This window comes from Spirillospora sp. NPDC052269 (assembly GCF_040679435.1).
Classification (GTDB): Bacteria; Actinomycetota; Actinomycetes; order Streptosporangiales; family Streptosporangiaceae; genus Spirillospora.
Genome location: NZ_JBFAUU010000013.1, coordinates 1 through 23,075 on the forward strand (window position 1 = coordinate 1; position 23,075 = coordinate 23,075).

Genomic DNA, 23,075 nt, shown 5'->3' on the forward strand with positions numbered 1-23,075 from the left:
CGCGGGGGCGGAGGAGGGAGTCGGCCCGGGTTTGGCCGTCGACCGACGACAACCCCGTGAGGTGCGTGCCTGGGCGTCGCGCAGTAGGGCAGGTGACCTTGAGACACACCCTAGGACGCGAGGGTCAGTACAGCTCGACGCCGAACGCGCTCAGCGCCGGGCCGACCGGCTGGAAGAAGGTCTCCCCGCCGGACGTGCAGTCGCCGCTGCCGCCCGAGGTCAGCCCGAGGGCCTTGTCCCCGGCGAACAGCGAGCCGCCGCTGTCGCCCGGCTCGGCGCAGACGGTGGTCTGGATGAGGCCGGTGACCGACCCCTCCTGGTAGTTCACCGTCTGGTCGAGTGCGGTCACCTTGCCGTCGTGCACCTGGGTGGTGCTGCCGCTGCGGCTGACGGTCTGCCCGACGACCGCCTCGGCGGGGCCGGTGATGTCCTGCTCGCCCTTGTCGTACAGGCTCACCACGCCCTTGGTGTCGGACGGGGGGCTCGCGTACTTGACCAGGCCGTAGTCGTGGCCGGGGAACGTCCCGTCCACGGTGTCGCCGAGCGTGGCGCCGCCCTGCGTGGCCGACCACGACTTGCCGATCGCGGTGCAGTGCCCCGCGGTCAGGAAGTAGTAGTCCGAGCCCTTCTTGACGTTGAACCCCAGCGAGCAGCGCCCGCCGTCGGTCCAGATGGCCTCGCCTCCCGCCGTCAGCGGCCGGAACCTGCCGCCGACGTGCGCGAGCCGGACCGCCGCGCCGTGCCTGGCCGCCGCCTTCTTCACCTTCGCGAGCCTCGCGCCGGTGACCGTCTTGTCGACGGACAGGACGACCTGGTTCGTCTTGGGGTCGGGCGCCCAGGCGGTGCCCGGGACGGTCGCCTCCCGTTTGAGCGCGGCCATCACCTTCTTCAGGTCGCCGCCCGACCGGCTGACCGTGCGTGGTTCGGCGCCCGCCGCTCGCACGGACTTGGCCGCGGTCGCGTTGGTCACCGTGACCACGAGCCTGCCGGTCGCGTCGTCCACATAGGACCCGGCGGTGGCTCCGCCGAGCTTGGTGGACAGGCCCTTGACCAGGTGGGCCTGGGCGAGCATCGGGGAGTCGGACGCCGTCCGGGCGACGTCCTTCCTCGCCGGCGCGGCGCTCGCGAGGGCCGGGACGACGGCCAGGCCGGTCGCCGTGAGCCCGAGGGCCGCGCACAGCACGACCGGTCCGCGTCCGCGGGTGTGACGGTTCTTCATGGGAGCCTCCAGAGGGGGATGGGCGCGCCCCTGATGGCGCGCCGGAGGTCGCCTCCGAGCCTGGTGGGTCCGGTTCGCTGAACGGAACCCGAGAATCTGCCGAAGGATCACCGCGCGCGTTGGCACATTGGGTTCGAGTCCGAACCCGTATTTCGGGCATGGTGGCCCGATGGCCGAAACCCGGGCGACCTTGGACGAAACGTCCAATACTGGCCCTGTGTTGGTGCGGGACGGGCCTCCCGGGCGCGTCCGGCCGGACGTATCGTCGAAGACGGCGGGGGCGGCAGCAGGTCACGGGATCCACCCCGCCCCCGGCCTCCGCCCGTTGGAGTCGCCATGGGCATCGAGATCCGGGTGGAAGGGCTCAAGAAGTCGTTCGGGCGGCAGGTGGTGTGGGAGGACGTCACGCTCACGATCCCCGCCGGTGAGATCTCCGCGCTGCTCGGGCCGTCCGGCACGGGCAAGTCGGTCTTCCTGAAGAACCTGGTCGGACTGCTGCGCCCGGACCGCGGCCACGTCTACGTGGACGGCCGCGACGTGCCCCGCGTCCGCGAGAACGAGCTGTACGAGGTGCGCCGCCGGTTCGGCGTCCTGTTCCAGGACGGTGCGCTGTTCGGCTCGATGAACATCTTCGACAACATCGCGTTCCCGCTGCGCGAGCACACCCGCAAGAGCGAGTCGGAGATCCGGCGGATCGTGCTGGAGAAGATGGAGATGGTCGGCCTGACCGGCTCCGACGACAAGCTGCCCGGCGAGATCTCCGGCGGGATGAAGAAGCGCGCCGGGCTCGCCCGCGCGCTCGTCCTCGACCCCGAGGTGATCCTCGCCGACGAGCCGGACTCCGGCCTCGACCCCGTCCGGACGGCCTACCTGAACCAGCTGTTCGTCGACCTGAACGCCGACATGGGCGCGACGTTCCTCATCGTCACCCACGACATCGGCACCGCCCGCGTCCTGCCGGACAACCTCGGCCTGCTGTTCCGCCGCGGCCTGGTGATGTTCGGGCCGCGCGAGATGATCCTGTCCAGCACGCACCCGGCGGTGGACCAGTTCTTCAACGCCCGCCGCGAGGGCCCGATCGGCATGGCCGAGGAGAAGGACTCCGCCGAGCTGGCCGCCGAGCAGGCCGTCGCGGGCCCGGCCCCGCGCGCGCTGCCCGCGCCGATCCTGCCGCAGCTCATGCCGAGCGACGGCCGCGTCCGGCCGGCGATGCGGCGGCCGGGGGAGTGGCTCGCCGCCCACGACGTCCAGCCGCCGCCCGGGTCGTTCGTGGACGACGTCGGGCGGGACTGGCTGCGGGACTGGGACGCGCTCACCGGCGCGGGGCGGCGTCCCGAGTAGTCCGGCCAATTGCGACAATCGGGACGTGACGCTGCTGCTGAACCGCACCGACCTGGAACGCCTCCTCGACCCGTCCGCGATCCTCGCGGCCCTCCGCGCAGGGTTCACCGCCGAACCCGGCGAGACCGGCGCGCGCCGGGTGGTGACCGCGCTGCCTGGGCCCGGCAGCGCGACCGCCCTCATCCCGGGCCTGGTCACGGGCGTCCCGGCCTACACCGTCAAGGTCAACGCGAAGTTCCCGGACGCGCGGCCCGCGCTGCGCGGTGTCGTCTGCCTGCACGACCTGGAGTCCGGCGAGCTGCTCGCGCTGCTCGACTCGGCGACCGTCACCGCCTGGCGCACCGGGCTCGCCGCCGCGCTCGGCACCGACGCGCTCGCCCGGCGCGGCGGCGGGAACGTCGCCGTCATCGGCGCGGGCGCCCAGTCCGACCTGGTGCTGCTCGGCCTCGGCGCGCTCCGCGAGATCACCGGCCTCACCGTCGCCGACCTGGACGCGGGTCGCGCCGCCGCGTTCGCCGAACGGCACGGTGAGCGTCTCGGCGTCCCGTCCGGGACCGCCGCGGACGCCCGCGCCGCCGTCGAGGGCGCGGACATCGTCATCACCGCGACCTGGGCGCGGCACCCGCTGCTGGACGCCGCCGACATCGCTTCCGGCACCCATCTCACCTCGCTCGGCGCGGACGAGCGTGGCAAGACCGAACTGGCCCCCGACCTGCTCGAACACGCCCGCGTCGTGGTCGACGACGTGCCGCTCGCGGTCGACATGGGCGTGCTCGCCACGGCGGGCCTGTCGGTGCGGCACGCGGCCGGGACGCTCGGCGACCTGCTGCGCGGCGAGGTCCCCGGCCGCGTCCGGGACGAGGAGATCACCGTCTACGCCCCGGTCGGCCTCCCCTGGCAGGACCTCGCCCTCTCCTGGACGGCCTACCGGGCGGCGCGCGAAGCGGGCTCGGGAGCGTCCTTCGACTTCCTCGGCTGAGACCTCGGTCGCCGCCGAAAGTCGGATGCCTCCCCTCGCCGGCCACCGCCTAGGTTGGGACCATGACGACCTCCTCCGGCACCACGCCCTCCCACGACACCGCCCTCGTCCTCGGGCCGGGCGGCCCGGTCGGGACGGCCTGGCTGCTCGGCCTCGGAAACGGGCTGCGCCGCGCGGGCGTCGACCTGACCCGCGCCGACCTGATCGTCGGCACCTCGGCGGGCGCGATCGCCGCGGCCGCCTTCACCTCCGGCCGCGACCTGGACGACCTGGCCGAGCTTCCGCCGGGCGAACGGGTCGGCGACCCGTCGGTGATGCCGCGCGCCCTCGAGATCATGAACAGGCCCGGCGCGGACCCGCGCGCGTCGCTGCGCGAGGTCGGCGCGCTGGCCCGCGCGGCGACCGCGATGTCCGGCGAGCAGCACGAGGCCGCCATGGAACGCACCATCGGCACGCGCGCGTGGCCGGACGCGAACCTGCTGGTCACCGCCGTGGACGTCGAGGCCGGACGGCCCGTCGTCTGGACGCGCGACAGCCGCGTCCCGCTCTCCGCCGCCGTCGCGTCGAGCAGCGCCGCGCCCGGCGCGGTCCGCCCGGTCGAGATCGACGGCCGCGAGTACATCGACGGCGCGTTCGGCGGCGGGTCGAACGTCCACCTCGCCCAGGGCGCGGGCACGCTGATCCTCATCGAGCCGCTCGGCCACCTCATGCCCGGCCCGGACGGCGGCGCCGACCTGCGCGTTCGTCCGGACGACGCCGCAGTACGGGCGTACGGCCCGGACCTCGGCGACCGCACCCGCTGGGGCGCGGTCTACCAGGAGGGCCTGCGCCAGTCCGCCGGCCTCGTCGAACCCCTCGCGAAACTGCTGCGCTAACCGGTCACGCGCGGCTGCTGCGAGGTGAGGTGCCACCCCGCGCAGCTCGGGCAGCGGTAGACGCGCGTCTCCGCCTTGTCCCGGTCCTGGCGGCCTTGGCGCTGGATCGTCGCCAGGGCCAGCGTGGCGGCGATGCGGTCCCGGAAGCGGACCTTGCCCGTCGGGCAGCGGCCCGGGGAGTGCTGCCCGGTTCGGCGACGGGACATCGGAACCACCTCCGGCGCATCGGGGAGATGATTCCGGTGTACATCAGGTTGGGAACAAAGTCCCGACTTCATCCAGCAAATGGGTGGGAATAACCCGAGATCCGCATTGAACCCCGTTGGCTTTCGTGTTGGGGTTGAGAGGTGATCTGGGACCGCTTCCGCATCGACGGCCGGGTAGCCGTCGTCACCGGCGCCGGGCGCGGGATCGGCGCCGCCTCCGCCGTCGCGCTCGCGCAGGCGGGCGCCGACGTGGTGCTCGCCGCCCGCACCGAGGAGCAGCTGCGCAAGGTCGCCGCCGAGGTCGAGGCCGCCGGACGGCGCGCGCTGGTCGTCCCGTCCGACCTGGCCGACCCCGCCGCCTGCGCCGAGCTGGCCGGACGCGCCGCGGGCGCGTTCGGACGGATCGACATCGTCGTCAACAACGTCGGCGGCGCCATGCCCCGCGCCTTCCTCGACACCGGCCCGGAGCACCTGGAGGAGGCGTTCCGGTTCAACGTCTCCGGCGCGCACGCCCTGACCTCCGCGGCCGTCCCGCACATGCTCGCCGCGGGCGGGGGAGCGGTCGTCAACATCGCGTCCGCGATGGGACGCATGGCCGGACGCGGCTACCTCGCCTACGGGACGGCCAAGGCCGCGCTCGCCCACTACACCCGCCTCGCCGCCTGCGACCTCGCGCCGCTCATCCGGGTCAACGCGATCGCCGTCGGGTCGGTCGCGACGTCCGCGCTCGACATCGTCATGACCGACGACGGCCTGCGGACCCACATGGAGGCGAACACGCCGCTGCGCCGCATCGGCGACCCGGAGGAGGTCGCCGCGTCCGTCCTCTACCTCGCCTCGCCCGCCGCCGGATACGTCACCGGGACCCTCCTGCGCGTGGACGGCGGCACCGACGTCCCCAACCTCGACCTCGGCCTGCCCGACCTCGCCGCGGGCCGGCCCGGCGCCGCGGATCGGCCCGACCCGGAGGAGTGACCATGACGTACCGCGTCGCGCTGTGGGGAACCGGCAACGTCGGACGGCACGCCCTCGCGGGCATCGTCGCCCGCCCCGACCTGGAGCTCGCCGGCGTCTGGACGTCCACCCCGGCCAAGGCCGGACGTGATGCCGGAGAGCTGTGCGGGCTCGGACCGGTCGGCGTCGCCGCGTCCGGTGACGAGGCTGAGATCCTCGCGCGCGGCGTCGACTGCGTCGTCTACACGTGCATGGCCGACGTCCGCATCCAGGAGGCCCTGGACGACCTCGCCCGGTTGCTGCGCACCGGCGTGGACGTCGTGTCCGCCAGCCCGGTGTTCCTGCAGTTCCCCGATCAGGTCATCCCGGACGAGATGATCGCGCCGATCCGCGCGGCGGCGGCCGAGGGCGGCTCGTCGCTGTTCGTGAACGGCATCGACCCCGGGTTCGCCAACGACGTCCTGCCGATCGCGCTGTCGGGGATCAGCGAGCGGATCGACCAGATCCGCTGCATGGAGATCCTCAACTACGCGACCTACGACCAGGGCACCGTCCTGTTCGACATCATGGGCTTCGGCCGCCCGCTCGACCAGACCCCCATGCTGCTGCTGCCCGGCGTGCTGACGATGGGCTGGGGCAGCGTCGTCCGGCAACTCGCCGCAGCCCTGGCCGTCGAACTCGACGCGATCGAGGAGCACCACGTCAGGCTGCCCGCGCCCGAGACGTTCGAGATCGCGTCCGGGATGATCGAGAAGGGCACGACCGCCGCGCTCCGCTTCGAACTGCGCGGCACGTCCGGCGGACGGCCCGTCATCGTCCTGGAGCACGTGACCCGGCTGCGCGACGACCTCGCGCCCGACTGGCCGCAGCCGTCCGGGCAGGGCTGCTACCGCGTCGAGCTCACCGGCGAGCCGAACTACACGCTCGACCTGCGGCTGCTCGGCTCGGACGGCGACCACAACACCGCCGGGCTGAAGGCGACCGCGATGCGGCTGGTCAACGCCGTCCCGGCGGTCGTCGCGTCCCCGCCCGGCCTGCTCACCGCGCTCGACCTGCCCCTCATCCCCGGCCGCGGCCTGGTCAACCCAGGTGCTTGAGACGCGGCCACAGCTCGGACCAGGGAATCCGCTGCCCCCGGCACACCCAGATCGGGTTGCCCTGTTCCTGGTTCTTCAGATGGACGCCGTCGTCGATGCGCCCGGCGACGGTCACGGACGTCCAGGCGGTGAGCAGGTCGTGCGCTGATTTCGGCCCGACCACGATCGTCGGCCCGCCGCTGTCCGGCGGACGTCCGAAATACCAGAAACCGTTGTGACCGCTGTAGGCACGCGGAAGCCCGTACTTCCCGCCGTACCGGTCGATCGCCCCGGCTTCGCCGTAGTTCCCGGTCAGCAGCGTCGCGCGTGCCCTGTCGGGCAGCGTCCGGTAGACGTCCGCGATCCGCGCGGCGAACCGCGGCCATCCGACCATCTCCGCCGAGTCGACGTTGATGACCGGCTGCGGCGTCACGTGCAGCCACCGGACGGGGTAGACCGGCAGCGTCAGCGCGACCGTCGTCAACCCGACGATCACGATCGTCGGGCGGGCCAGCGTCCAGCCCCAGCCGCGCGGCGCCGACCGCCGCTCCACGTGGACCGCGCCCGCCGCCCACAGCGCGGGCCACAACCCCGCCAGATAGTACGGCTTGCCGCCCGTCGCCAGGAAGAACACGGCCAGCAGCGCATAGGCCCAGGCTAGGAACCGGAACGCCCGCAGCGGACCGGGCCGGGCGAGCCGCCACAGCCCGTAGATCCACAGCCAGGACGGCACGATCCCCGTCAGCAGCACCTGGAACGGCAGGAACCCGGGACGTCCGGCCATCGCGCCCTGCGCCTCGATCTTCCCGGCCATCCCGACCTGCGGCCAGCCGTGCCGCGCCTGCCACACCAGACTCGGCGCGGCCAGCGCCGCCGCCACCGCGACGCCCGCCCAGAGCAGCGGCCGCCGCAGCACCTCACGCGGCCCGGAGATCAGCAGCCCGGCGACGATCCCGGCCAGCAGGAACCCGGCCAGGTACTTGATGTTCAGCGCCACGCCCGCGACGGCTCCGGCGGCGAGCAGCAGGCGGTCGTCGCGCGTCCGCACCCACCGGACGGCCAGCCAGACCAGCGTCGTCGAGACCGGCAGGTCCGGGGACGCGGTGTAGAACGAGTGCCCGATCGCGGCCACGAACGGGCAGATCGCCGTCAGCACCGCCGTGAGCGCCTGCGCGCGCCGTCCGCCGCCCATCTCGCGGGCCGTCAGCGCTGCGACCAGGACCGTCGCGGACGCCGCCAGCGCCGCCGGGATCCGCAGGACGGTCAGCGAGTGCGGCGCGATCTCCGTCATCAGCCGGGTCAGGAACGGGAGCAGCGGCGGCTGGTCCGGATATCCCCAGGCCAGATGCCGTCCCGCGACCAGAAAGTACAGCTCGTCCCGGTGGTAGCCGTACCGCGACGCGAGCAGCATCAGCAGGACGAACGCCCCGCCCGCCGCGAACGCCACCGGACGCCACGCGACCGGCGCGACCGACCCGGGCGGCAGGCCGGACTCCTCCGTCGCCGATTCGGCCATGCCCGCACGCTAACCCCCCGGAAAACCCCGCGTCTTCCGTGGTCCATGGCCGGACACGGCCTCGCCGGGCGCCCGGCTACAGGTTCTCGCGGTGCGCGAGGGCGGCGGCCTGCGTGCGGCTCGTGACGTTCAGCTTGGCCAGGATGTTCGACACGTGCACGCTCGCGGTCTTGGGGGAGATGAACAGCGTCGCCGCGATCTCCTTGTTCCCCATGCCCGTCGCCACCAGCTTCAGCACCTCGCGCTCGCGCGAGGTGAGCCCGCCGAGCGGACCCCGGTCGCCCGCCGCGCCGCCGTCCTGGCGGGACCGGTCGTCCGAGAGCCGCGCCCGCGAGCCCAGGTCGCGCAGCACCCGCAGCAGCGGACGCGCGCCCAGCCGCTCCGCGTCGGCGACGGCGGCGCGCCACTCGTCCGCCGCGCCGTCCCGGTCGCCGTGCTCGGCGAGCGACTCCGCAAGCCGCCACCGCGACCGCGCGACCTCGTAGACGAACCCGTAGTCGAAGATGTCCCGGACGGTCCGCCAGTGCTCCGGCTCGTCGGTGCCGTGCGCGCGCCGCCACTCGGCCTCCGCGCGCGCCAGCCAGCCGCGCCCCTCGGCGCCCATCCACGCGTCGTGCCGTCCGTCCAGCGTGTGCGCCGCCGCGAACCGGGCCTTCTTGACCAGGTCGTCGGCGGCGGCGCGGGCGGCGGCCTCGGCGGCGGCGTCCTTGGAACGCCGCGCCCGGACGGCCCGGTCGGCGTGCGCCCACAGCCCCACCGCCGCGATCCGGATCAGGCTGGTGTGGGTCGGCAGTTCGTCCCGCAGGACGGTCGCGACGTGCTCCAGCGCCCCCGCGTCGTCGCCCTCCCACATCCGCTGCTCGGCGGCCATGCCGCGCGCGACGTAGGAGAGGAACTGCTCGCCGTCCCACAGCGGCTCGATCCACTGGAGCCGGTGCGCGGCGCGCGCGCTGCCCCGCCCCACGTCCAGGAACAGCGCGTACGCGGAGACGACGGCCTCCACGTCGCGCACCACGCGGATGCCGAACCCGTCGGCGATCTCCGACGCCCGGTCCCAGTCGCCCTCGGTGTAGGCGATGAGGAACTGGAGGAACCGGATGTTGATGCCGTAGGTCGACCAGGTGAGCCCGTTGTCGAGGGTGAACCGGACGGCCTCGTCCGCCAGCGCGCGGGCGCGCGAGAGCTCTCCCGTCTCGTACGGCAGATGCGCCTGGACGTACAGCGCGCGCAGGATCACCTGCATGTTGCCCGAGGTCCGGGCCAGCCGCACCGCGTCAGAGAAGGCGCGCGAAACCTCCGGCCCCGGCCCGAGCGTCGCCTCCGTGTGCAGCCCCAGCGAGATCAGCGCGGCGGCCTCGGCGGACGGCACGTCCGCCTCACGCGCCACGCGCAGGGTCTCGGCCGCCATCGCCGGAACCTCGTCGTACCGCTCGGGCGTGGCCAGCAGCGATCGCACATAGGTCGCGAGGACGCGCGCCCGCGCGGGAGTCGGAGGCTCCACCGGGGTGAGGTCGAGCGCCTCCTGCGACCATTTGACCGCCTCTTCCAGGCGGTCCATCTCGTGGAGGTAGTACGCGAGGCGTTCGCGGACGTCCGCGCCGAGCGCCTTGTCCTCCGGATCGATCAGCGTGAGCAGCCGCCGCAGCCGCTGGACCGCCCGTCGCAGGTCCCCGGTCCGCGCGCCCGACCGGACCGCCGACCACTCCAGCTCCACCCGGCTCATGCCCGCGCCCCCTTCGGGGTCGGGCACGCCGTCCCACAGCGCCAGCGCCTGGTCGTAGTGCTCGTATGCCTCGTCCGGCGCGCCCACCCGCTCGGCGTCCTGGCCCGCCTGCACGGACGCGGCGAACGCCGTCGGCAGGTCGTGCGCCGCCATCGAGTGGTAGGCCAGCTCCGCGGCCGCGCGCGGCGTCCGGTTCGCGTCCGGGACCTGCTCCCCGTCCGGCGCCACGGCCTGCAGGAACTGGGCCGCGAACGCGCGGTGCAGCCGGGTGCGCTCACCGGGCAGCAGATCGGCGTAGACGGCCTCGCGGAGCAGCGCGTGCCGGAACGTGTACCCGGCGGGGCCGCTCGGCACCAGGATCTGGTGCGACACCACCTCGCGCAGCGCCTCGCCCGCCACGTCCTCCGACAGGCCGGAGACGCGGCGCAGCAGCTCGTCGTCCACGCGGCGTCCGGCGACGGCCGCGACCCGCACCACGTGCTGCGCGTGTTCGGTCAGCCGCTCGACCCGCGCGAGCAGCAGGTCCGCCAGCGCGGACGGCAGCTCCCGGTCGTCGGCCGCGGCGAACAGCTCGCCCGCGTAGAACGGGTTGCCCTCCGACCGCCGGTGGACGCGTTCGACCAGCTCGACCGGCGGTTTCGCGCCCGTCCGGGACAGCGACGCCAGGAACTCGGCCGTCTCACCCGGCCGGAACGGCTGCAACTCGACCGCCGTGACGTTCGGCAGCCGCAGCAGCTCGGCGACGACCGGCCGCAGCGGATGCCGCCGGTGCAGGTCGTCGGCCCGGTAGGTGCCGACCAGGCAGACCCGCTCGCGCTGGAGCACGCGGCTCAGGAACACCAGCAGGTTGCGGGTGGAACGGTCCGCCCAGTGCAGATCCTCGAGGACGAGCAGCACCGGACGCTGCCCGCCCAGCTCGCCCAGCAGCCCGAGCGTCGCGCCGAGCAACTGCTGCCGGCCCAGGTCGGACGCCTCGTCCGGCGCCCCGTCGCCGTCGGGCAGCAGCCTGCGCAGCACCGGACGCTCCGCCAGCGCCTTCTCGATCGCGGCCCGCTCGTCCTCGGAGGAGCGCGGATCGCGCAGCGCCGTCCACAGGGCGTCCGCCAGCGGCAGGTAGGGCATCGACTCGCCGAGCGCGGCGCACTGCCCGGTCAGCACGGCGAAACCGCGCTCGCGCGCGGTCGTGGTGAGCTCGCCGACGAGGTGCGACTTGCCCACCCCGGCGTCCCCGCCCACCAGAACGACCCCGGCGTGCCCGGCGGCGGCCCGGTCCAACGCCGCGGTGAGCGCGGCGAACTGCGCCTTCCTGCCGATCAGCACCCTTTTCAGCACCTCCACGCGAGTTGCCTCAGTATGCCATCGGAGTCGGGATGATCAGGGCGAGCCCGGCCCCCGGTCCTGGGTGGACCGGGGGCCGGGGCGGCGCCGGGCCGCCGGACGGGAGTGACGGACGGCCCGGCAGGCCGGGAGGGTCAGCTCAGCGACCCCACGAGATCACTGTCGGCCTCCGCGAGCACCCGCTCGACGCCCGACGCGACCTTGGCCTTCTTGGCCTTCGCCTTGTCCTTGCTCCCAGAAGCGGGCGCGGGCTCCCGCTCGGGCTCCGGCGAGGGCGCCGGGACCTTGATCGGCTCGGGCGGCTCCTCGGGCTCCTGGTCCGGCTCCGGCAGGGTCTCGGGCTCCGGGAGGAGGGTCAGGTAGGCCCGCTCGGTCTCGTCGGCGATCCGGTTCCAGCCGTGCCGGGACCGGGCGCGGTCGGCGGCGGCGATCGCGTAGCCGCGGCGCGTGGTCTCCTCGGCGAGCAGCCCCCGGACGGCCAGCCCGATCTGGCGCGGACGGCCCGCCTGGACGTGCAGCCCGGTGATCCCGTCGAGCACGGCGTCCGCGTTCGTTCCGACCGGCGTCACGACCGCCGGGACGCCGCAGGCCATCGCCTCCAGCGCGGACGTCGGGGCGGGCTGCGCCGGAGCGAGGCTCAGCGCGATCCGGGTCGTCCGCAGCAGCCGCGGCAGCGACCGGCGCGGCACCCGGCCGAGGAAGATCACCCGGTCCGCGACGTGCAGCTCCTTGGCCAGGACGGTCAGCCGGCGCACCGACGCGTCGTCCTCCAGCTCCTCCCGGTCCGGGCCGCCCGCGACGGTCAGCTCGGCGTCCGGGACGTGCTGCAGCGCCCGCAGCGCCATCTCGGCCGAGCCGTCCGACAGGTTCCGCGCCACCACCGTGAGCCGCTGCCGGTCGCCGCTCGGCATCGCCGGGCCGACCTCGGAGAACAGCTCCACGTCCACGCCCGGCGGGACGACCCGGACGATGTCGCGCGGGACGCCCGTCCGCACCGCGGCGGCGGCCTCGTCGGCGCTGCGGGCGAGGACGGCGGCGGAGCCGCGCCCGATGGCGCGCTCCAGCCGGGACCGCGCCGGGTGGGCGGTCCGTCCGGCGCGCGCCTCGGTCGCGGCCATGCCGTGGAAGGTCTGGACGAACGGGATGCCGAGCTCCCCGGCGACCGCGCACGCGGCGAGCCCGCCGATCCAGCCGTGCGCGTGCACCACGTCGGGGCGACCCGCGCCGGACCAGCGGCGGCGCAGCTCGTCGGCCAGGTCGCGGACGTGCTCGAGGAGCAGGTCGTCGGGCAGCGGGCGCTCCGGGCCCGCGGTCAGGTTGAACAGCGTCGCGCCGGACGCGAGCCGGGTGCGTCCGCGCGCGTCGGGGGAGCAGCGGCGGCCGTACACCGAGACGCGGTGCCCGGCCCCGTCCTCGTCCTCGGGACGGCCGAGGGCGCGCGCGAGCTCGCGGACATGGGATGCCTGGGACTGGTCTCCGCCGAAGTCGGAAGCGGACACGAGAGCGATGTTCAGGGACCGACGCATCTGGGGGACCTCCGGGTCAGCACAGGGGTAACCGGGAGGTATCTGCGTCGTAGACACCTGTTTCGTAAGCGCGAACGACCGGCGGGAACCGCCCCCGTCAGGGGCGAAGGGCGGGGGGCTTTCTGTCCCCACCCGGTTTCACGCGGTCACGGTGACCATAGTCCCCGACTGTCGGATCGGGCAAACGTGACGGTGTCGGGCATCACTGCGAAAGTGGCGCGCCCGCCAGACCATCCTCACCGTCCCGTCACGGCCTCGGACCGCGTCAGGGAACCCGCGGATCCATCCCGTCGGGGAACCGTGGCCGTCGCGACACCGTCCTAGCGGCATGCCGACTCCCCGCTCACTCACCGCCCTGGCATGCGTGGTGGCGCTCGCCGCGGGCGTCGCGGCCTGCGGCGACCAGACCCCGAAGGCCAAGGTGCTGCGCGGCACCGTGATCAAGCTGCCGCCCGGCGATCCCCGCCCCCTCGGACGCGCCGACACCGCGTTCGGTTTCGGACTGGTCTCCTCGTGGTGCGGAACCGACCCGAACGCCAACATCGTGCTGTCGCCGAGCAGCGTCGCGTCCGGCCTCGGCATGGCCTACCAGGGCGCGCGCGGCCGGACCGCCACCGCCATGGCCCGCACCCTGCACCTGCCGCCCGGCGACCTGCTGCCAGGCCTTCGCGCGCGCACGAGCGAGATGCGCTCGCTCGGCGACAAGAAGGTCTCCGTCAAGGTCTCCGACCAGATCTGGGCGAACACCCGCGTCAGGACCAACACGGACTACCTGGACAGGCTCGCCACCGGCTACGACGCGGGCCTGAAGACCCTCGACTTCTCCAACAAGCCCGAGGACGCCCGCAAGGCGATCAACGCCCAGATCAAGAAGGACACCGGCGGGAAGATCCCCGAACTGCTCCCGAAGGACAAGATCAGAGGCGACACCGGCTGGATCCTCACCGACGCCGTGCACCTCAAGGCCGAGTGGCAGACCAAGTTCGGATCCGCCGGCACCGACCGGTTCACCACCGCAGGCGGACGGACCGTCCAGGCCAAGCTCATGGAGAACAAGAGCCGCTTCGGCTACGCCCGCACTGCCGGATGGACGGCCGTCGACCTTCCCTACTCCGGTGGCAGGCTCAGCATGACCGCACTGCTCCCGGACGCGACGACCCATGGCTGCCCGAAGCTGACCGCCGCGACGTTCGACCGGCTCACCACCACACTCGACATGGGCACGGACGTGGAGATCGTCATGCCCAAGGTGAACCTCTCGTCCAACACCGAACTCGCACCGCTGCTCACCCGGATGGGCATGGGCATCGCCTTCACCGAGGGCGCCGACCTCAGCGGCATCTCGCCGCAGGCGGACAAGATCGGATTCGTCCAGCACGCCGCCACCCTCACGGTGGACGAGAAGGGCACCGAGGGCGCCGCGGCCACCGCCGTCGGCATCGGCGCGACCGGCGCGCCCGCGCCGACCACCAAGAAGATCGAGGTCGTGTTCGACCGCCCGTACCTCATGGTCGTCCGCGACACGAAGACCGGCGAGCCCTTCTTCATGGCCCGGGTCGCCGACCCGACCCGACAATGACCGGGTGATGCTCTGGTACGCCGCCTACGGCTCCAACCTGCACCGCGACCGCTTCCTCCGCTACCTGGAGGGCGGCCGTCCCCAGGGCGGCGCGCGCACCTACACCGGCGCCCGCGACCCGCGCCCGCCCGCCGCCGACCGCCCCGTCCTCCTGCCGGGCGGCATCTACTTCGCCATGGAGTCCCCGGTCTGGGGCGGCGGCATGGCCTTCTACGACCCCACCCTGGACGGCGTGGCCCCGGCCCGCGCCTACCTGCTCACCGCGGGCCAGTTCTGCGACGTCCTCGCCCAGGAGATGCGCCGCGAGACCGGCGCCGACATCGACCTGACCCCCGCCATCACCACCGGCCGCCAAACCCTGGGCGACGGCCGCTACGACACCATTCTGAACGTCGGTGACGTGGCCGGACACCCCATGCTCACCTTCACCTCACCGCACGGCGCCGCCGAAGCCGACCTCAACCCCCCATCCGCCGCCTACCTCACCGTCCTCACCTCCGGCCTCCGCGAGTCCCACGGCTGGCCCCCAGACCAGATCACCACCTACCTGGCGACCCGCCCCGGCGCCCTTGGTAACGTTCGCCCATGAACGTCGGAGATGTGGTAGACGACTTCGAACTCCCCGACGAGACCGGCACGCCCCGCCGTCTCAGCGACCTGCTCGCGGACGGCCCGGTCGTGCTGTTCTTCTACCCGGCGGCCCTCTCGCCCGGCTGCACCGCGGAGGCCTGCCACTTCCGCGACGTCGCCGAGGAACTGGCCGACCTGGGCGCCCGCCCCGTGGGCATCAGCGGCGACGCCCCCACCAAGCAGCATGAGTTCACGCAGAAGCACTCCCTCGGCTACCCCCTGCTCTCCGACCCCGACGGCGCCGTCCGCGCCCGGTTCGGGGTCAAACGCGGCTTCGCCCTCGCCCCCACCCGCCGCCAGACCTTCGTCATCGGCCAGGACCGCCGCATCCTCGAAATCATCAAGTCCGAAGTCCGCATGAACGTCCACGCCGACCGAGCCCTGACCACCCTCCGCAACCTCTGACCCGCCCACACGCCAGCGAGCGCATGGCGTGGGTGTCGTGCGTCGCCATGGGTGGGGTCAGACGCGGGGGAGGAGGATGGCGGAGGGGCGGTCGGGGGCGTGGAAGATCTCCTGGTCGGCGGTGAGGTGGGCGGTGGCGGTGCCGATGGGGGCGCCGGTGCCGGGGTTGCGGGAGACGCGGGGGTAGGCGCCGCTGCAGACCTGGACGCGGACGCGGTGGCCGCGGCGGAAGCGGTGGCCGGCGGGCCAGAGTTCGACCGCGATGCGGCGGACACCGTCGTCGTCTGGATCCGGATCGCTCGGGACGAGACGGCGCATGCCCTCGCAGAGGTTGACCGACACGCCGTCCTCGTCCACGTCGCAGAGGCGGACGACGAAGTCGGTGTGCTGCCGGTCGGAACGGACGTACAGGTCGGCGGAGACCGCGCCGATGACCTCCATGTCCTCGTCCAGCTCGGGCGAGGTGAAGGTGAGGACGTCGCGACGTCGTTCGAGTTTCGCCTGGTCGGCCACGGGATGGCTGTCGCCGAGCAGCGTCGGGCCGCCGAGGAACGGCGTCGGGTGCTCGGGGTCGTACCGGTAGCGGGCGGGCTCGGACTCGGGCGGCGCGTCCGTGGACAGGGCCCCGTCCGGATGCAGGTGCCAGCGCTCCTCGCGCACGCCCGGCACGGGCCAGTCGGGGAACTCGCGCCACTCGTTCGCGCCCGTGATGTACAGCCGGACGGGCATCTCCCGCAGCTCGGACGGATCGTCGAGCAGGAACGCGCGGAACCAGGTCAGGGACTCGCCGACCGAGCCGCGCATCATCCGCTGGTCGGCGTGGAACCACGGCCCGATGGTCAGGTAGGGGCGGTGGCCGCCCGCGCGCAGGGCGGCGTAGTCCTTGATCTGCCAGGGCAGGAAGATGTCGTACCAGCCGCCGATCATGTTGACCGGCGCGGACACCTCCGAGACCGTCCTGGTGAAGTCGCGGCGGTCCCAGAACGGGGTGTCCGGTTCGTGGGTGAGCAGGTCCTGGAAGAACTTCTGCTGCTCGCCGGTCGCGAGGACGTCCAGTTCGGCGAGCGGCTTGCCCGACAGCGCCGCCCGGCGCGCGCGCCGCGGCGACATGATGCCGGTCGTCACCCCCGACAGCGGGTGCTTCATGCGGGCGGTGAGGTCGACCCAGGTCAGCGCCGCCTCGAGCGCGAACGTGCCGCCGACGTTCACCGCGTCGCGGAAGGACGACGCGGTGACCTGCATCGCCAGCGCGCGCAGCTCCGGCCCGGCCTCGGCGGCGACCGCCCACTGCACGTATCCGAGGTAGCTGGGCCCGTGCATCGCGAACGTCCCGCCGAACCACGGCTGCCGCTTGAGCCACTCGATGGTGGCGAGGCCGTCCTCGCGCTCGTCCAGCGGCTCGAACACCCCGCCGGACCCGAACCCGCCGCGGACGCTCTGCACGACGGCCTGGAACCCGTGCGAGGCGAACGTCTGCCCGCACATCAGCCCGAACGGCCCGCGCCGCCCGTACGGCGACCGGACGAGGATGGTCGGCGGACGCTCCACGTCCACGGGCGCGTAGTGGTCGGCGAGCAGGGTCACACCGTCCCTGGTCGGGACCTCGACGTCCCTGGTGACCTCGACACGGTGGGGGCCGTTCCGTAGACCGAGCGCCGTGACCCCCAGGCGGCGCAACATCCCCGTTCCTACCACCTGCCCGATCGTAAACCTCCGCACGGACATTCCCGTCACGCACCCCTCGCGATGTCCGGATGCTCTGTCCCAATGGCCCCGATCGGGCGGCACGACCGAGCTACGATCGATGTTTTGTCTTGAAGGTTCGACATGTGTGGAGGAAGCCGGAGCATGCCTGAATGGCCCGGTTGGGAACCGATCATCATCGCTGGGGCCATCATGGTGGTGGCCCTCGTGGTCGCCATCGCGCTCCGCCTGTTCGCGAAGCGGCTGACGGCGCGCGCGGAGGACACCCGCTGGACGTGGGACGACCTGGCCGCGCGCCTGCTGTACGACCTGGCGCTGCCGCTCAGCCTGCTCGGCGGCGCCTGGCTCGCGGCCAACGCCCTGCCCCTCCACCGAGGGACGATGACCGCGACGGGCCGCGTTCTGACCGCCGCGACCGTGCTGGTCGTGTCGCTGGCGCTCGCCCGCCTGGTCGCGGGCATCATCGCCTCGGTCGCGCTCATCCGGCAGGGCACCGCCGCGAACGTCACCATCTTCACCAACATCAGCAAGGTCCTCGTGCTCGGCGTGGGCGTCCTGGTGATGCTGCAGAGCCTCGGCGTCTCCATCACGCCCCTGCTGGGCGCCCTGGGCGTCGGTGGTCTGGCCGTCGCCCTCGCCCTGCAGGACACCCTGGCCAACCTCTTCGCCGGTGTCCACGTCCTGGCGTCCAGGACGATGGAGCCGGGCGACTACATCAGGCTCAGCAGCGGCCAGGAGGGCTACGTCGTCGACATCAACTGGCGCAACACCTCCATCCGCACCCTCTCGGACAACATCGAGGTCATCCCGAACGCCACGTTCTCCAAGACGATCCTCACCAACTACCACCGCCCCGCGCAGGACATGTCCCTGCTCATCCAGGCGAGCTGCGCGTACGACGCCGACCTGGACCACGTCGAGAAGGTCGTCATCGAGGTCGGCCACGAGGTCATGGCCGAGGTCGAGGGCGGCGTGAAGGACGCCCAGCCGGTCGTCCGCTTCCACACCTTCGACGACTCCCGCATCCACTTCACCGTCATCCTCCGCACCATCGAGTTCGGCGACCAGTTCCGCATCAAGCACGAGTTCGTGAAGCGCCTGCACCGCCGCTTCCGCCTCGAAGGCATCGAGATGCCCCCGCCCACCCGCAAGCTCCTCCTCCCCGACTCCCTCGCCCAGCTGACCAGCGACCACCCACGTCCAACCGACTGACACCCCCCCGGCCGACTCACACCGCCCCCCGGATTCACTCCTCCCACCGGGGGCCCGCCTCACGAAGTCACCCCTCCCGTCACCCCCACCCCAAATTCACTCCTTCCGTCGGGCTCACGGCGGGTTTGCTCCTGCCGTCGGGCCCGTCCCGGGCTTCCTCCTCGCGCCGGGCCCAAAGCGGACTTGCCCTTTCCGTAAGGCCCGCCCCGGATTCACTCCTTCCGTCGGGCCCACGACGGACTTACTCCTTCCGTCGGGCCCGCTCCGGGTTTGCTCTTCGCGTCGTCGGGCCCTTCCCTGGATTGCTCCGGGCTTGCTCCTGCCGTCGGGCCTGGCCAGGGTTGCTCGCGGGTCTGTCCGGCTTGCTCGGCGGGTCGCCGTCGCGATGGCCGCGGACGAGTGGGGCGCCCGACTGCCCTCGCGTCAGGCTCTGACGGCAGGTAGCAGGACGTTGTCGACGAGCTCGGTGAGGTAGTCGTCGGTGAGTCCCTCCGCGTCGAGCGTGCAGCGGTACATCACCATGGCGGGCCCGATCTCGGCGGACATGGGCGTGGCGGCGGACGCACGGACGTCGCCACGTTCCACACCCCGTTCCAGCGCCGCGAGCAACTGCCGCTTGAGCGGATTGATCACTCGCTCCCGGACGACGTCGCGCATCAGGTCCTTGGACTGCTCCCCGTCCTGTTTGAGCATCTCGAAGGCCGTGCCCCTGGTGACGTCCACGACGCGCCGGTAGCAGCCCATCAACTCAATGAGATCGTCACGGATGTTGTCGTGGACCGGCACGTCTGCGGGCACCGGCAGGACATGCTCGAGCGCGTCCGCGACCAGCTCCTCCTTGCCCGACCAGCGACGATAGAGCGCCGCCTTCCCGGTCTGCGCCGCCGCCGCGACCCCCTCCATCGTCAGCCGGAGATACCCGACCTCCGCCAGCTGATCGAGCGCGGCGTTCAGAATCGCGCTCTCCAGCGCCTCCCCACGCCGCCGCGTAGTCGCACTCACCACCCAAACCTCCCCAGCACCCCGTCCAAACGAACCACCCCACCCAACCGCGCCGCCGTTCCGCCCGAGCGTGCTCCTTCGCCCGAGCGTGCTCCTTCGCCTGAGCGTGCTCCTTCGCCTGAGCACGCTGCATTGCCTGAGTGTGCTGCTTTGCGTGGGGGCGCCACGTGCTGGGCGTGGCCTGCTTCGTATCTACGACCTGCTTCGTATGGGCCTGTCGCTCCGCGTGGCTGCGCTGCTTCACATGGACCTGTCGGCCCGCGCGGGCTGGTCGTTCTGCTGAGAGGTGGGGGTGGGGGCGCTCCCCTCGGGGGTCGGTGGGGGGCGGAAATAGTGAACGCGAGCGTTCCCTTTGATGGGCGTGGGTGGTACGTTCGGCGCATAGTGAACGCTTCCGTTCCTTAAATCTTGGCCCTCGGAGGTCGTCTTGTCGACTGTTCCGGGCGGACGGGTGAAGGCCGAGGAGAGTCCGAAGGCCTCCTCGTCGCGCCCGTCGCCTGATTCCCCCCATCATCCCGGACTCGTTCTCGCGGTCATCGTCGGCTGCCAGCTCATGGTCGGGGTCGACACCTCGGTCGTCACCATCGCCCTTCCGGACATCCGCGGGGCGCTCGATCTGTCCACGGGCGGTCTCGCCTGGGTGCAGAACGGCTACACGCTCGCGTTCGGCGGGCTCCTGCTGCTCGGCGGACGGTCGGGCGACATCATCGGCCGCCGGCGCGCGTTCGTCGGCGGGATCGCGCTGTTCACGCTGGCCTCGCTGCTCGGCGGCGTCGCGTCGAACGGCGGAGTGCTGATCTGTGCACGCGCGCTCCAAGGCGTCGGTGCGGCGCTCGCCGCGCCCAGCGCCATGGCTCTGATCGCCACACTGTTCGCCGGTGCCGCCCGGGTGCGCGCGCTCAGTGTCTCGTCCGCCGTGACCGGGTTGGGCGGCGCGCTGGGCATGCTGCTCGGCGGCCTGCTCACGGACCTGTCCTCGTGGCGGCTGGTGTTCTTCATCAATCTCCCCATCGGGTTGCTCATCGCGGTGGCGGCGCCTCGGGTGCTCAGCGAGACCCCGCGCCGTTCGGTCGGAGTCGACGGTGCCGGAGCGGTGACCGGCACGCTCGGGCTGACCGCGCTCGTGTACGGGCTCATCCGGACCGGCTCGGACGGCTGGCACGACGCCCTGGCGCTGGGCGTACTGGGCGCGGCGGCCGTGCTCTTCGTGGTGTTCGTGCTCGTAGAGGCGCGGGTGCCGCACCCGCTCGTCCCGTTGAGGCTGGTGACCGACCGGCAGCGCGCGGGCGCCTTCGCCGGGCTGGCGGCCTTGGTCTCCGGGATGTTCGGCGGCTTCTTCTTCCTCACGCAGTACTTCCAGCAGAACCTGGGGTACGGGCCGCTGGAGGCCGGGGCCGCGTTCCTGCCCATCGTCGGCACGCAGTTCGTGGTGGTGCGCTGCGGGCCCCGCCTACTCAAACGGTTCGGCGCGCGCGTACTGGTGACGACCGGCACGCTTCTGGTGGCCACGGCCATGCTCTGGCTGACCACGCTCGACCCGCATCAGGGTTATGCGGCCGGGCTGCTCGGCCCGCTCCTGCTGTACGGCGCGGGCGGCGGTCTCACGGTGATGCCGCTGATGGCGACCATCCTGTCGAGCGTGACGCCCGAAGACTCGGGTGCGGCCGCCGGCGTCGCACAGACCGTGATGTGGTCGGGCGCGAGCCTCGGCGTGTCCGTCATGGTGGCGGTCTTCGACGCCGTCGCGGGGCGCTCCGGCGGGCACGCCCCTGTCGAAGCCTTCTCCAGGACGTTCGTCACCGGAGCCGCCTTCGCCCTGCTCGCCTCGTTCATCGCCTTCTCCACCCTTCGCCCGGCACGGTCATCGGACCGGCCCGACGCCTGATCGGACCGGCACCGGCGACGTCCGCCTCGGACGCGCCGGTGCCTCCATCGTGCCGAGGCCCGAACCAAGGGGAAAGGTGGAGCGCGATCTGTGGATAACTCGTCGTATCGCCTGGTCAGCCCAAGGCGACGATGCGAAATGGGGGCCTAGGACCCTGCTGGACGCCGCTCGCCGGTCTTCTCGAACAGGGCCAGGATGTCGCTGTGCCCGAACGTCCGCGCCGTTTCCGCCGCGGACGGATCGCCGACCCAAGGATCGGCGCCCGCTTCCAGGAGCGCCCGTACGACCGCCGGCTCCTTCTTGAACACGGCGCCGGCCAGCGGGCGCTGACCCCGGTCGTTCGCGCGTTCGGGGTCGGCGCCATGCTCGACCAACGCGCGGACGGTGTCGGCGTGCCCGTGGTAGGCGGCGAGCATCAGCAGCGTGTCGCCCTTTCCGTTGCTGAGGTTCGCGGGGACCCCGGCCGCGAGGTACGGGACGAGGTCGTCGGTCCGCCCCGCACGGGCCATATCGAACAGGCGGGTGGCGAACCCCTGGAGTTCCGGGTCGACGGCCTCGCCCATGCCCGACAGGTCATGGGCGTCCGAAAGGCCGTTGGAGCCGCTGTTCGAGGACCAGTCCGACTCGGACAGCCGACTGCCGAAGCTGCCCTCCCGGTAGCTCAGGTGTTTCTCCAACGCCACGAGGGAGCCACGATCAGGGAAGGTGTGGAAGCGCACGTCGTCGGCCAGCACGCGCATGATCTGCAGGCCACGCCCCGACTCTGCGGTGTGCGTCGGGGGCCTCCCCGCGGCCTCGGCGGTCCGCGCGTCCACGCCCCGTCCGGAGTCGATCACACGGATCACGCACCGTTCGTCCACGATGGTCGCGCGCACGGTGTAGTCGTCGCCCGCGCGCGCGTGCCGGATCACGTTGGTGCACGCCTCGGTCAGCATCAGCTCGATGTCGCCGCGGATCGACTCGTCCACTCCGAGCGCGGCCAGCGACGAGTCGAGCAGCCGCCGTGCGGCCGGGACGCTCGTGGTGTCCCGGGGCAGCCGCAGTTCGAGGTTGATCTCCACGCTCTCAACGCCTCCCGTACGTCGGCTGGACGTATCGGTTGTCATGGGCCTGCCCCGTCCGCAGGTCCCAAACCTGTCCCAGCGTCCACACAGCCATACCGTCCCACCGCCAGAGCACGGCGTGGGGGATCGCCACTCCGGAATGACGTTGTCAGGATGAACGCGGAGTGGACGCCTTGGGCTGCGGAGCGGACTCCTCGGGACGCGGAGCGGACGCCCTGGGCTGCGGGGTGGGCATCGCCGGGCGCGGTGCGGGCGCTCCGGGGCGTGGTCCGGTGGGCCAGTCGCCACGTTCGACAAGGCGAAGCACCAGTGCGGCGATGTTCCAGGCGTCGTCGACGCCGCTGTGGTGCCGTCCCTCCAAGGGGAGCTTGGCGTGCTTGAGCGCACCGGCCATGCCGATCTTCTGCGGTAGGCGGTGGGCATCCGACCACTGGACCTTCACGTTCACATGGCGCCGCCCGAACGGATAGCGGACGCCGACGGCGGCCGCCTGCCGCTCGAACTGCTTCCGGTCGTAGTCGCCCCAGCTCGTCCACGCGCGCATATGGCTGAAGTGCTCGCGCTCCAGCAGCGCGCACGCCTCGGGGAACGAGACGCCGGTGTCGACCTCGTCCTGGGTGAGGCCGGTCAGCTCGGTGCAGAACTCGCTCACGCGCGAGCGCTCGGGACGGACGAGGATGCGGTGCCTCTCCACGCGCTCGCGCGTGGAGAGGTCCACCACGCAGAGGCCGACCTCGATGATCTCGTTGACCTGGTCCTTCGGCCGGCGGCCCTCCCAGCAGGTCGCCTCGACGTCGACCACGTTCAAGAAGCGTCCGAAATCCTCCATGCGCGGCACCGT

At 72.6% G+C, this 23,075-nt stretch carries 19 protein-coding genes; 10 read left to right on the forward strand and 9 right to left on the reverse strand.

Annotated features, from left to right (window positions below):
- Positions 1–124: 124 nt before the first annotated feature.
- A complete protein-coding gene (locus AB0L06_RS26745; RefSeq protein WP_500233847.1) occupies positions 125–1,219 on the reverse strand; it encodes a S1 family peptidase in 1,095 nt (364 codons plus the stop codon).
- A 336-nt stretch (positions 1,220–1,555) separates the two neighbouring features.
- On the opposite strand from AB0L06_RS26745, the gene AB0L06_RS26750 reads away from it, so the two are divergent.
- From AB0L06_RS26750 to AB0L06_RS26760, 3 genes are all read left to right on the forward strand, one after another.
- Positions 1,556–2,560: an ABC transporter ATP-binding protein gene (locus AB0L06_RS26750; RefSeq protein ID WP_500233848.1), complete on the forward strand. Its 1,005-nt coding sequence runs from the start codon at positions 1,556–1,558 to the stop codon at positions 2,558–2,560.
- A gap of 25 nt (positions 2,561–2,585) precedes the next feature.
- Positions 2,586–3,539 carry an ornithine cyclodeaminase family protein gene (locus AB0L06_RS26755; protein ID WP_500233849.1) on the forward strand — a complete coding sequence of 318 codons (954 nt, stop codon included), beginning with the start codon at positions 2,586–2,588 and terminating at the stop codon, positions 3,537–3,539.
- Positions 3,540–3,601: 62 nt separating this feature from the next.
- On the forward strand, positions 3,602–4,414 hold the full coding sequence (locus tag AB0L06_RS26760; RefSeq protein WP_500233850.1) for a patatin-like phospholipase family protein: 813 nt from the start codon (positions 3,602–3,604) through the stop codon (positions 4,412–4,414).
- Here AB0L06_RS26760 and AB0L06_RS26765 read toward each other — a convergent pair.
- The gene (locus tag AB0L06_RS26765) at positions 4,411–4,620 is read right to left on the reverse strand and encodes a hypothetical protein (protein WP_500233851.1); all 210 of its coding nucleotides are present in this window, start codon (positions 4,618–4,620) and stop codon (positions 4,411–4,413) included. The genes AB0L06_RS26760 and AB0L06_RS26765 overlap by 4 nt on opposite strands.
- Before the next feature lie 141 nt (positions 4,621–4,761).
- Here AB0L06_RS26765 and AB0L06_RS26770 point away from each other — a divergent pair, with 141 nt between their 5' ends.
- Together AB0L06_RS26770 and AB0L06_RS26775 are read left to right on the forward strand one after the other, a co-directional pair.
- Positions 4,762–5,595 carry an SDR family oxidoreductase gene (locus AB0L06_RS26770; protein WP_500233852.1) on the forward strand — a complete coding sequence of 278 codons (834 nt, stop codon included), beginning with the start codon at positions 4,762–4,764 and terminating at the stop codon, positions 5,593–5,595.
- A 2-nt stretch (positions 5,596–5,597) separates the two neighbouring features.
- The gene (locus AB0L06_RS26775) at positions 5,598–6,671 is read left to right on the forward strand and encodes an NAD(P)H-dependent amine dehydrogenase family protein (protein ID WP_500233853.1); all 1,074 of its coding nucleotides are present in this window, start codon (positions 5,598–5,600) and stop codon (positions 6,669–6,671) included.
- Here the strand turns inward: AB0L06_RS26775 and AB0L06_RS26780 are convergent.
- The 3 genes from AB0L06_RS26780 to AB0L06_RS26790 all read right to left on the reverse strand — a co-directional run bounded on the left by AB0L06_RS26780 (position 6,655) and on the right by AB0L06_RS26790 (position 12,726).
- On the reverse strand, positions 6,655–8,166 hold the full coding sequence (locus tag AB0L06_RS26780; protein WP_500233854.1) for a glycosyltransferase family 39 protein: 1,512 nt from the start codon (positions 8,164–8,166) through the stop codon (positions 6,655–6,657). The two genes, AB0L06_RS26775 and AB0L06_RS26780, sit on opposite strands and share 17 nt — an antisense overlap.
- Positions 8,167–8,242: 76 nt before the next feature.
- The gene (locus AB0L06_RS26785; RefSeq protein ID WP_500233855.1) at positions 8,243–11,227 is read right to left on the reverse strand and encodes a helix-turn-helix transcriptional regulator; all 2,985 of its coding nucleotides are present in this window, start codon (positions 11,225–11,227) and stop codon (positions 8,243–8,245) included.
- Positions 11,228–11,361: 134 nt separating this feature from the next.
- On the reverse strand, positions 11,362–12,726 hold the full coding sequence (locus tag AB0L06_RS26790) for a glycosyltransferase (RefSeq protein ID WP_500233856.1): 1,365 nt from the start codon (positions 12,724–12,726) through the stop codon (positions 11,362–11,364).
- Positions 12,727–13,081: 355 nt separating this feature from the next.
- Between AB0L06_RS26790 and AB0L06_RS26795 the strand changes: the two genes are divergently transcribed.
- The 3 genes from AB0L06_RS26795 to AB0L06_RS26805 are packed head-to-tail and all read left to right on the forward strand — an operon-like array spanning position 13,082 to position 15,367.
- Positions 13,082–14,332: a serpin family protein gene (locus AB0L06_RS26795; RefSeq protein ID WP_500233857.1), complete on the forward strand. Its 1,251-nt coding sequence runs from the start codon at positions 13,082–13,084 to the stop codon at positions 14,330–14,332.
- Between the two features lie 7 nt (positions 14,333–14,339).
- Positions 14,340–14,921, forward strand: coding sequence for a histone deacetylase (locus AB0L06_RS26800; protein ID WP_500234109.1), 582 nt, complete (start codon positions 14,340–14,342; stop codon positions 14,919–14,921).
- Positions 14,918–15,367, forward strand: coding sequence for a peroxiredoxin (locus AB0L06_RS26805; protein ID WP_500233858.1), 450 nt, complete (start codon positions 14,918–14,920; stop codon positions 15,365–15,367). Before AB0L06_RS26800 ends, AB0L06_RS26805 begins: the two co-directional genes overlap by 4 nt.
- A 57-nt stretch (positions 15,368–15,424) precedes the next feature.
- Here the strand turns inward: AB0L06_RS26805 and AB0L06_RS26810 are convergent, their stop codons facing one another.
- Positions 15,425–17,062 carry a CocE/NonD family hydrolase gene (locus AB0L06_RS26810; protein WP_500233859.1) on the reverse strand — a complete coding sequence of 546 codons (1,638 nt, stop codon included), beginning with the start codon at positions 17,060–17,062 and terminating at the stop codon, positions 15,425–15,427.
- Between the two features lie 153 nt (positions 17,063–17,215).
- Between AB0L06_RS26810 and AB0L06_RS26815 the strand changes: the two genes are divergently transcribed.
- On the forward strand, positions 17,216–18,283 hold the full coding sequence (locus AB0L06_RS26815) for a mechanosensitive ion channel family protein (protein WP_500233860.1): 1,068 nt from the start codon (positions 17,216–17,218) through the stop codon (positions 18,281–18,283).
- Positions 18,284–18,706: 423 nt separating this feature from the next.
- Here AB0L06_RS26815 and AB0L06_RS26820 read toward each other — a convergent pair whose 3' ends face one another.
- Complete coding sequence (locus AB0L06_RS26820) at positions 18,707–19,285, reverse strand: TetR/AcrR family transcriptional regulator (RefSeq protein WP_500233861.1); 579 nt, start codon at positions 19,283–19,285, stop codon at positions 18,707–18,709.
- Positions 19,286–19,712: 427 nt separating this feature from the next.
- Here AB0L06_RS26820 and AB0L06_RS26825 point away from each other — a divergent pair, with 427 nt between their 5' ends.
- On the forward strand, positions 19,713–21,170 hold the full coding sequence (locus AB0L06_RS26825) for an MFS transporter (protein WP_500233862.1): 1,458 nt from the start codon (positions 19,713–19,715) through the stop codon (positions 21,168–21,170).
- A 146-nt stretch (positions 21,171–21,316) separates the two neighbouring features.
- On the opposite strand, the gene AB0L06_RS26830 is transcribed toward AB0L06_RS26825, so the two are convergent.
- Together AB0L06_RS26830 and AB0L06_RS26835 are read right to left on the reverse strand one after the other, a co-directional pair.
- Complete coding sequence (locus AB0L06_RS26830) at positions 21,317–22,231, reverse strand: ATP-binding protein (RefSeq protein WP_500233863.1); 915 nt, start codon at positions 22,229–22,231, stop codon at positions 21,317–21,319.
- Between the two features lie 151 nt (positions 22,232–22,382).
- Positions 22,383–23,063 carry a 3'-5' exonuclease gene (locus tag AB0L06_RS26835; protein WP_500233864.1) on the reverse strand — a complete coding sequence of 227 codons (681 nt, stop codon included), beginning with the start codon at positions 23,061–23,063 and terminating at the stop codon, positions 22,383–22,385.
- Positions 23,064–23,075: the final 12 nt, after the last annotated feature.

Bases quoted from the DNA above. Each gene is read 5' to 3' on its own strand.
- AB0L06_RS26745 (WP_500233847.1), bottom strand. From the start codon at position 1,219: ATGAAGAACCGTCACACCCGCGGACGCGGACCGGTCGTGCTGTGCGCG.
- AB0L06_RS26750 (WP_500233848.1), top strand. From the start codon at position 1,556: ATGGGCATCGAGATCCGGGTGGAAGGGCTCAAGAAGTCGTTCGGGCGG.
- AB0L06_RS26760 (WP_500233850.1), top strand. From the start codon at position 3,602: ATGACGACCTCCTCCGGCACCACGCCCTCCCACGACACCGCCCTCGTC.
- AB0L06_RS26765 (WP_500233851.1), bottom strand. From the start codon at position 4,620: ATGTCCCGTCGCCGAACCGGGCAGCACTCCCCGGGCCGCTGCCCGACG.
- AB0L06_RS26775 (WP_500233853.1), top strand. From the start codon at position 5,598: ATGACGTACCGCGTCGCGCTGTGGGGAACCGGCAACGTCGGACGGCAC.
- AB0L06_RS26780 (WP_500233854.1), bottom strand. From the start codon at position 8,166: ATGGCCGAATCGGCGACGGAGGAGTCCGGCCTGCCGCCCGGGTCGGTC.
- AB0L06_RS26795 (WP_500233857.1), top strand. From the start codon at position 13,082: ATGCCGACTCCCCGCTCACTCACCGCCCTGGCATGCGTGGTGGCGCTC.
- AB0L06_RS26800 (WP_500234109.1), top strand. From the start codon at position 14,340: ATGCTCTGGTACGCCGCCTACGGCTCCAACCTGCACCGCGACCGCTTC.
- AB0L06_RS26805 (WP_500233858.1), top strand. From the start codon at position 14,918: ATGAACGTCGGAGATGTGGTAGACGACTTCGAACTCCCCGACGAGACC.
- AB0L06_RS26815 (WP_500233860.1), top strand. From the start codon at position 17,216: ATGCCTGAATGGCCCGGTTGGGAACCGATCATCATCGCTGGGGCCATC.
- AB0L06_RS26835 (WP_500233864.1), bottom strand. From the start codon at position 23,063: ATGGAGGATTTCGGACGCTTCTTGAACGTGGTCGACGTCGAGGCGACC.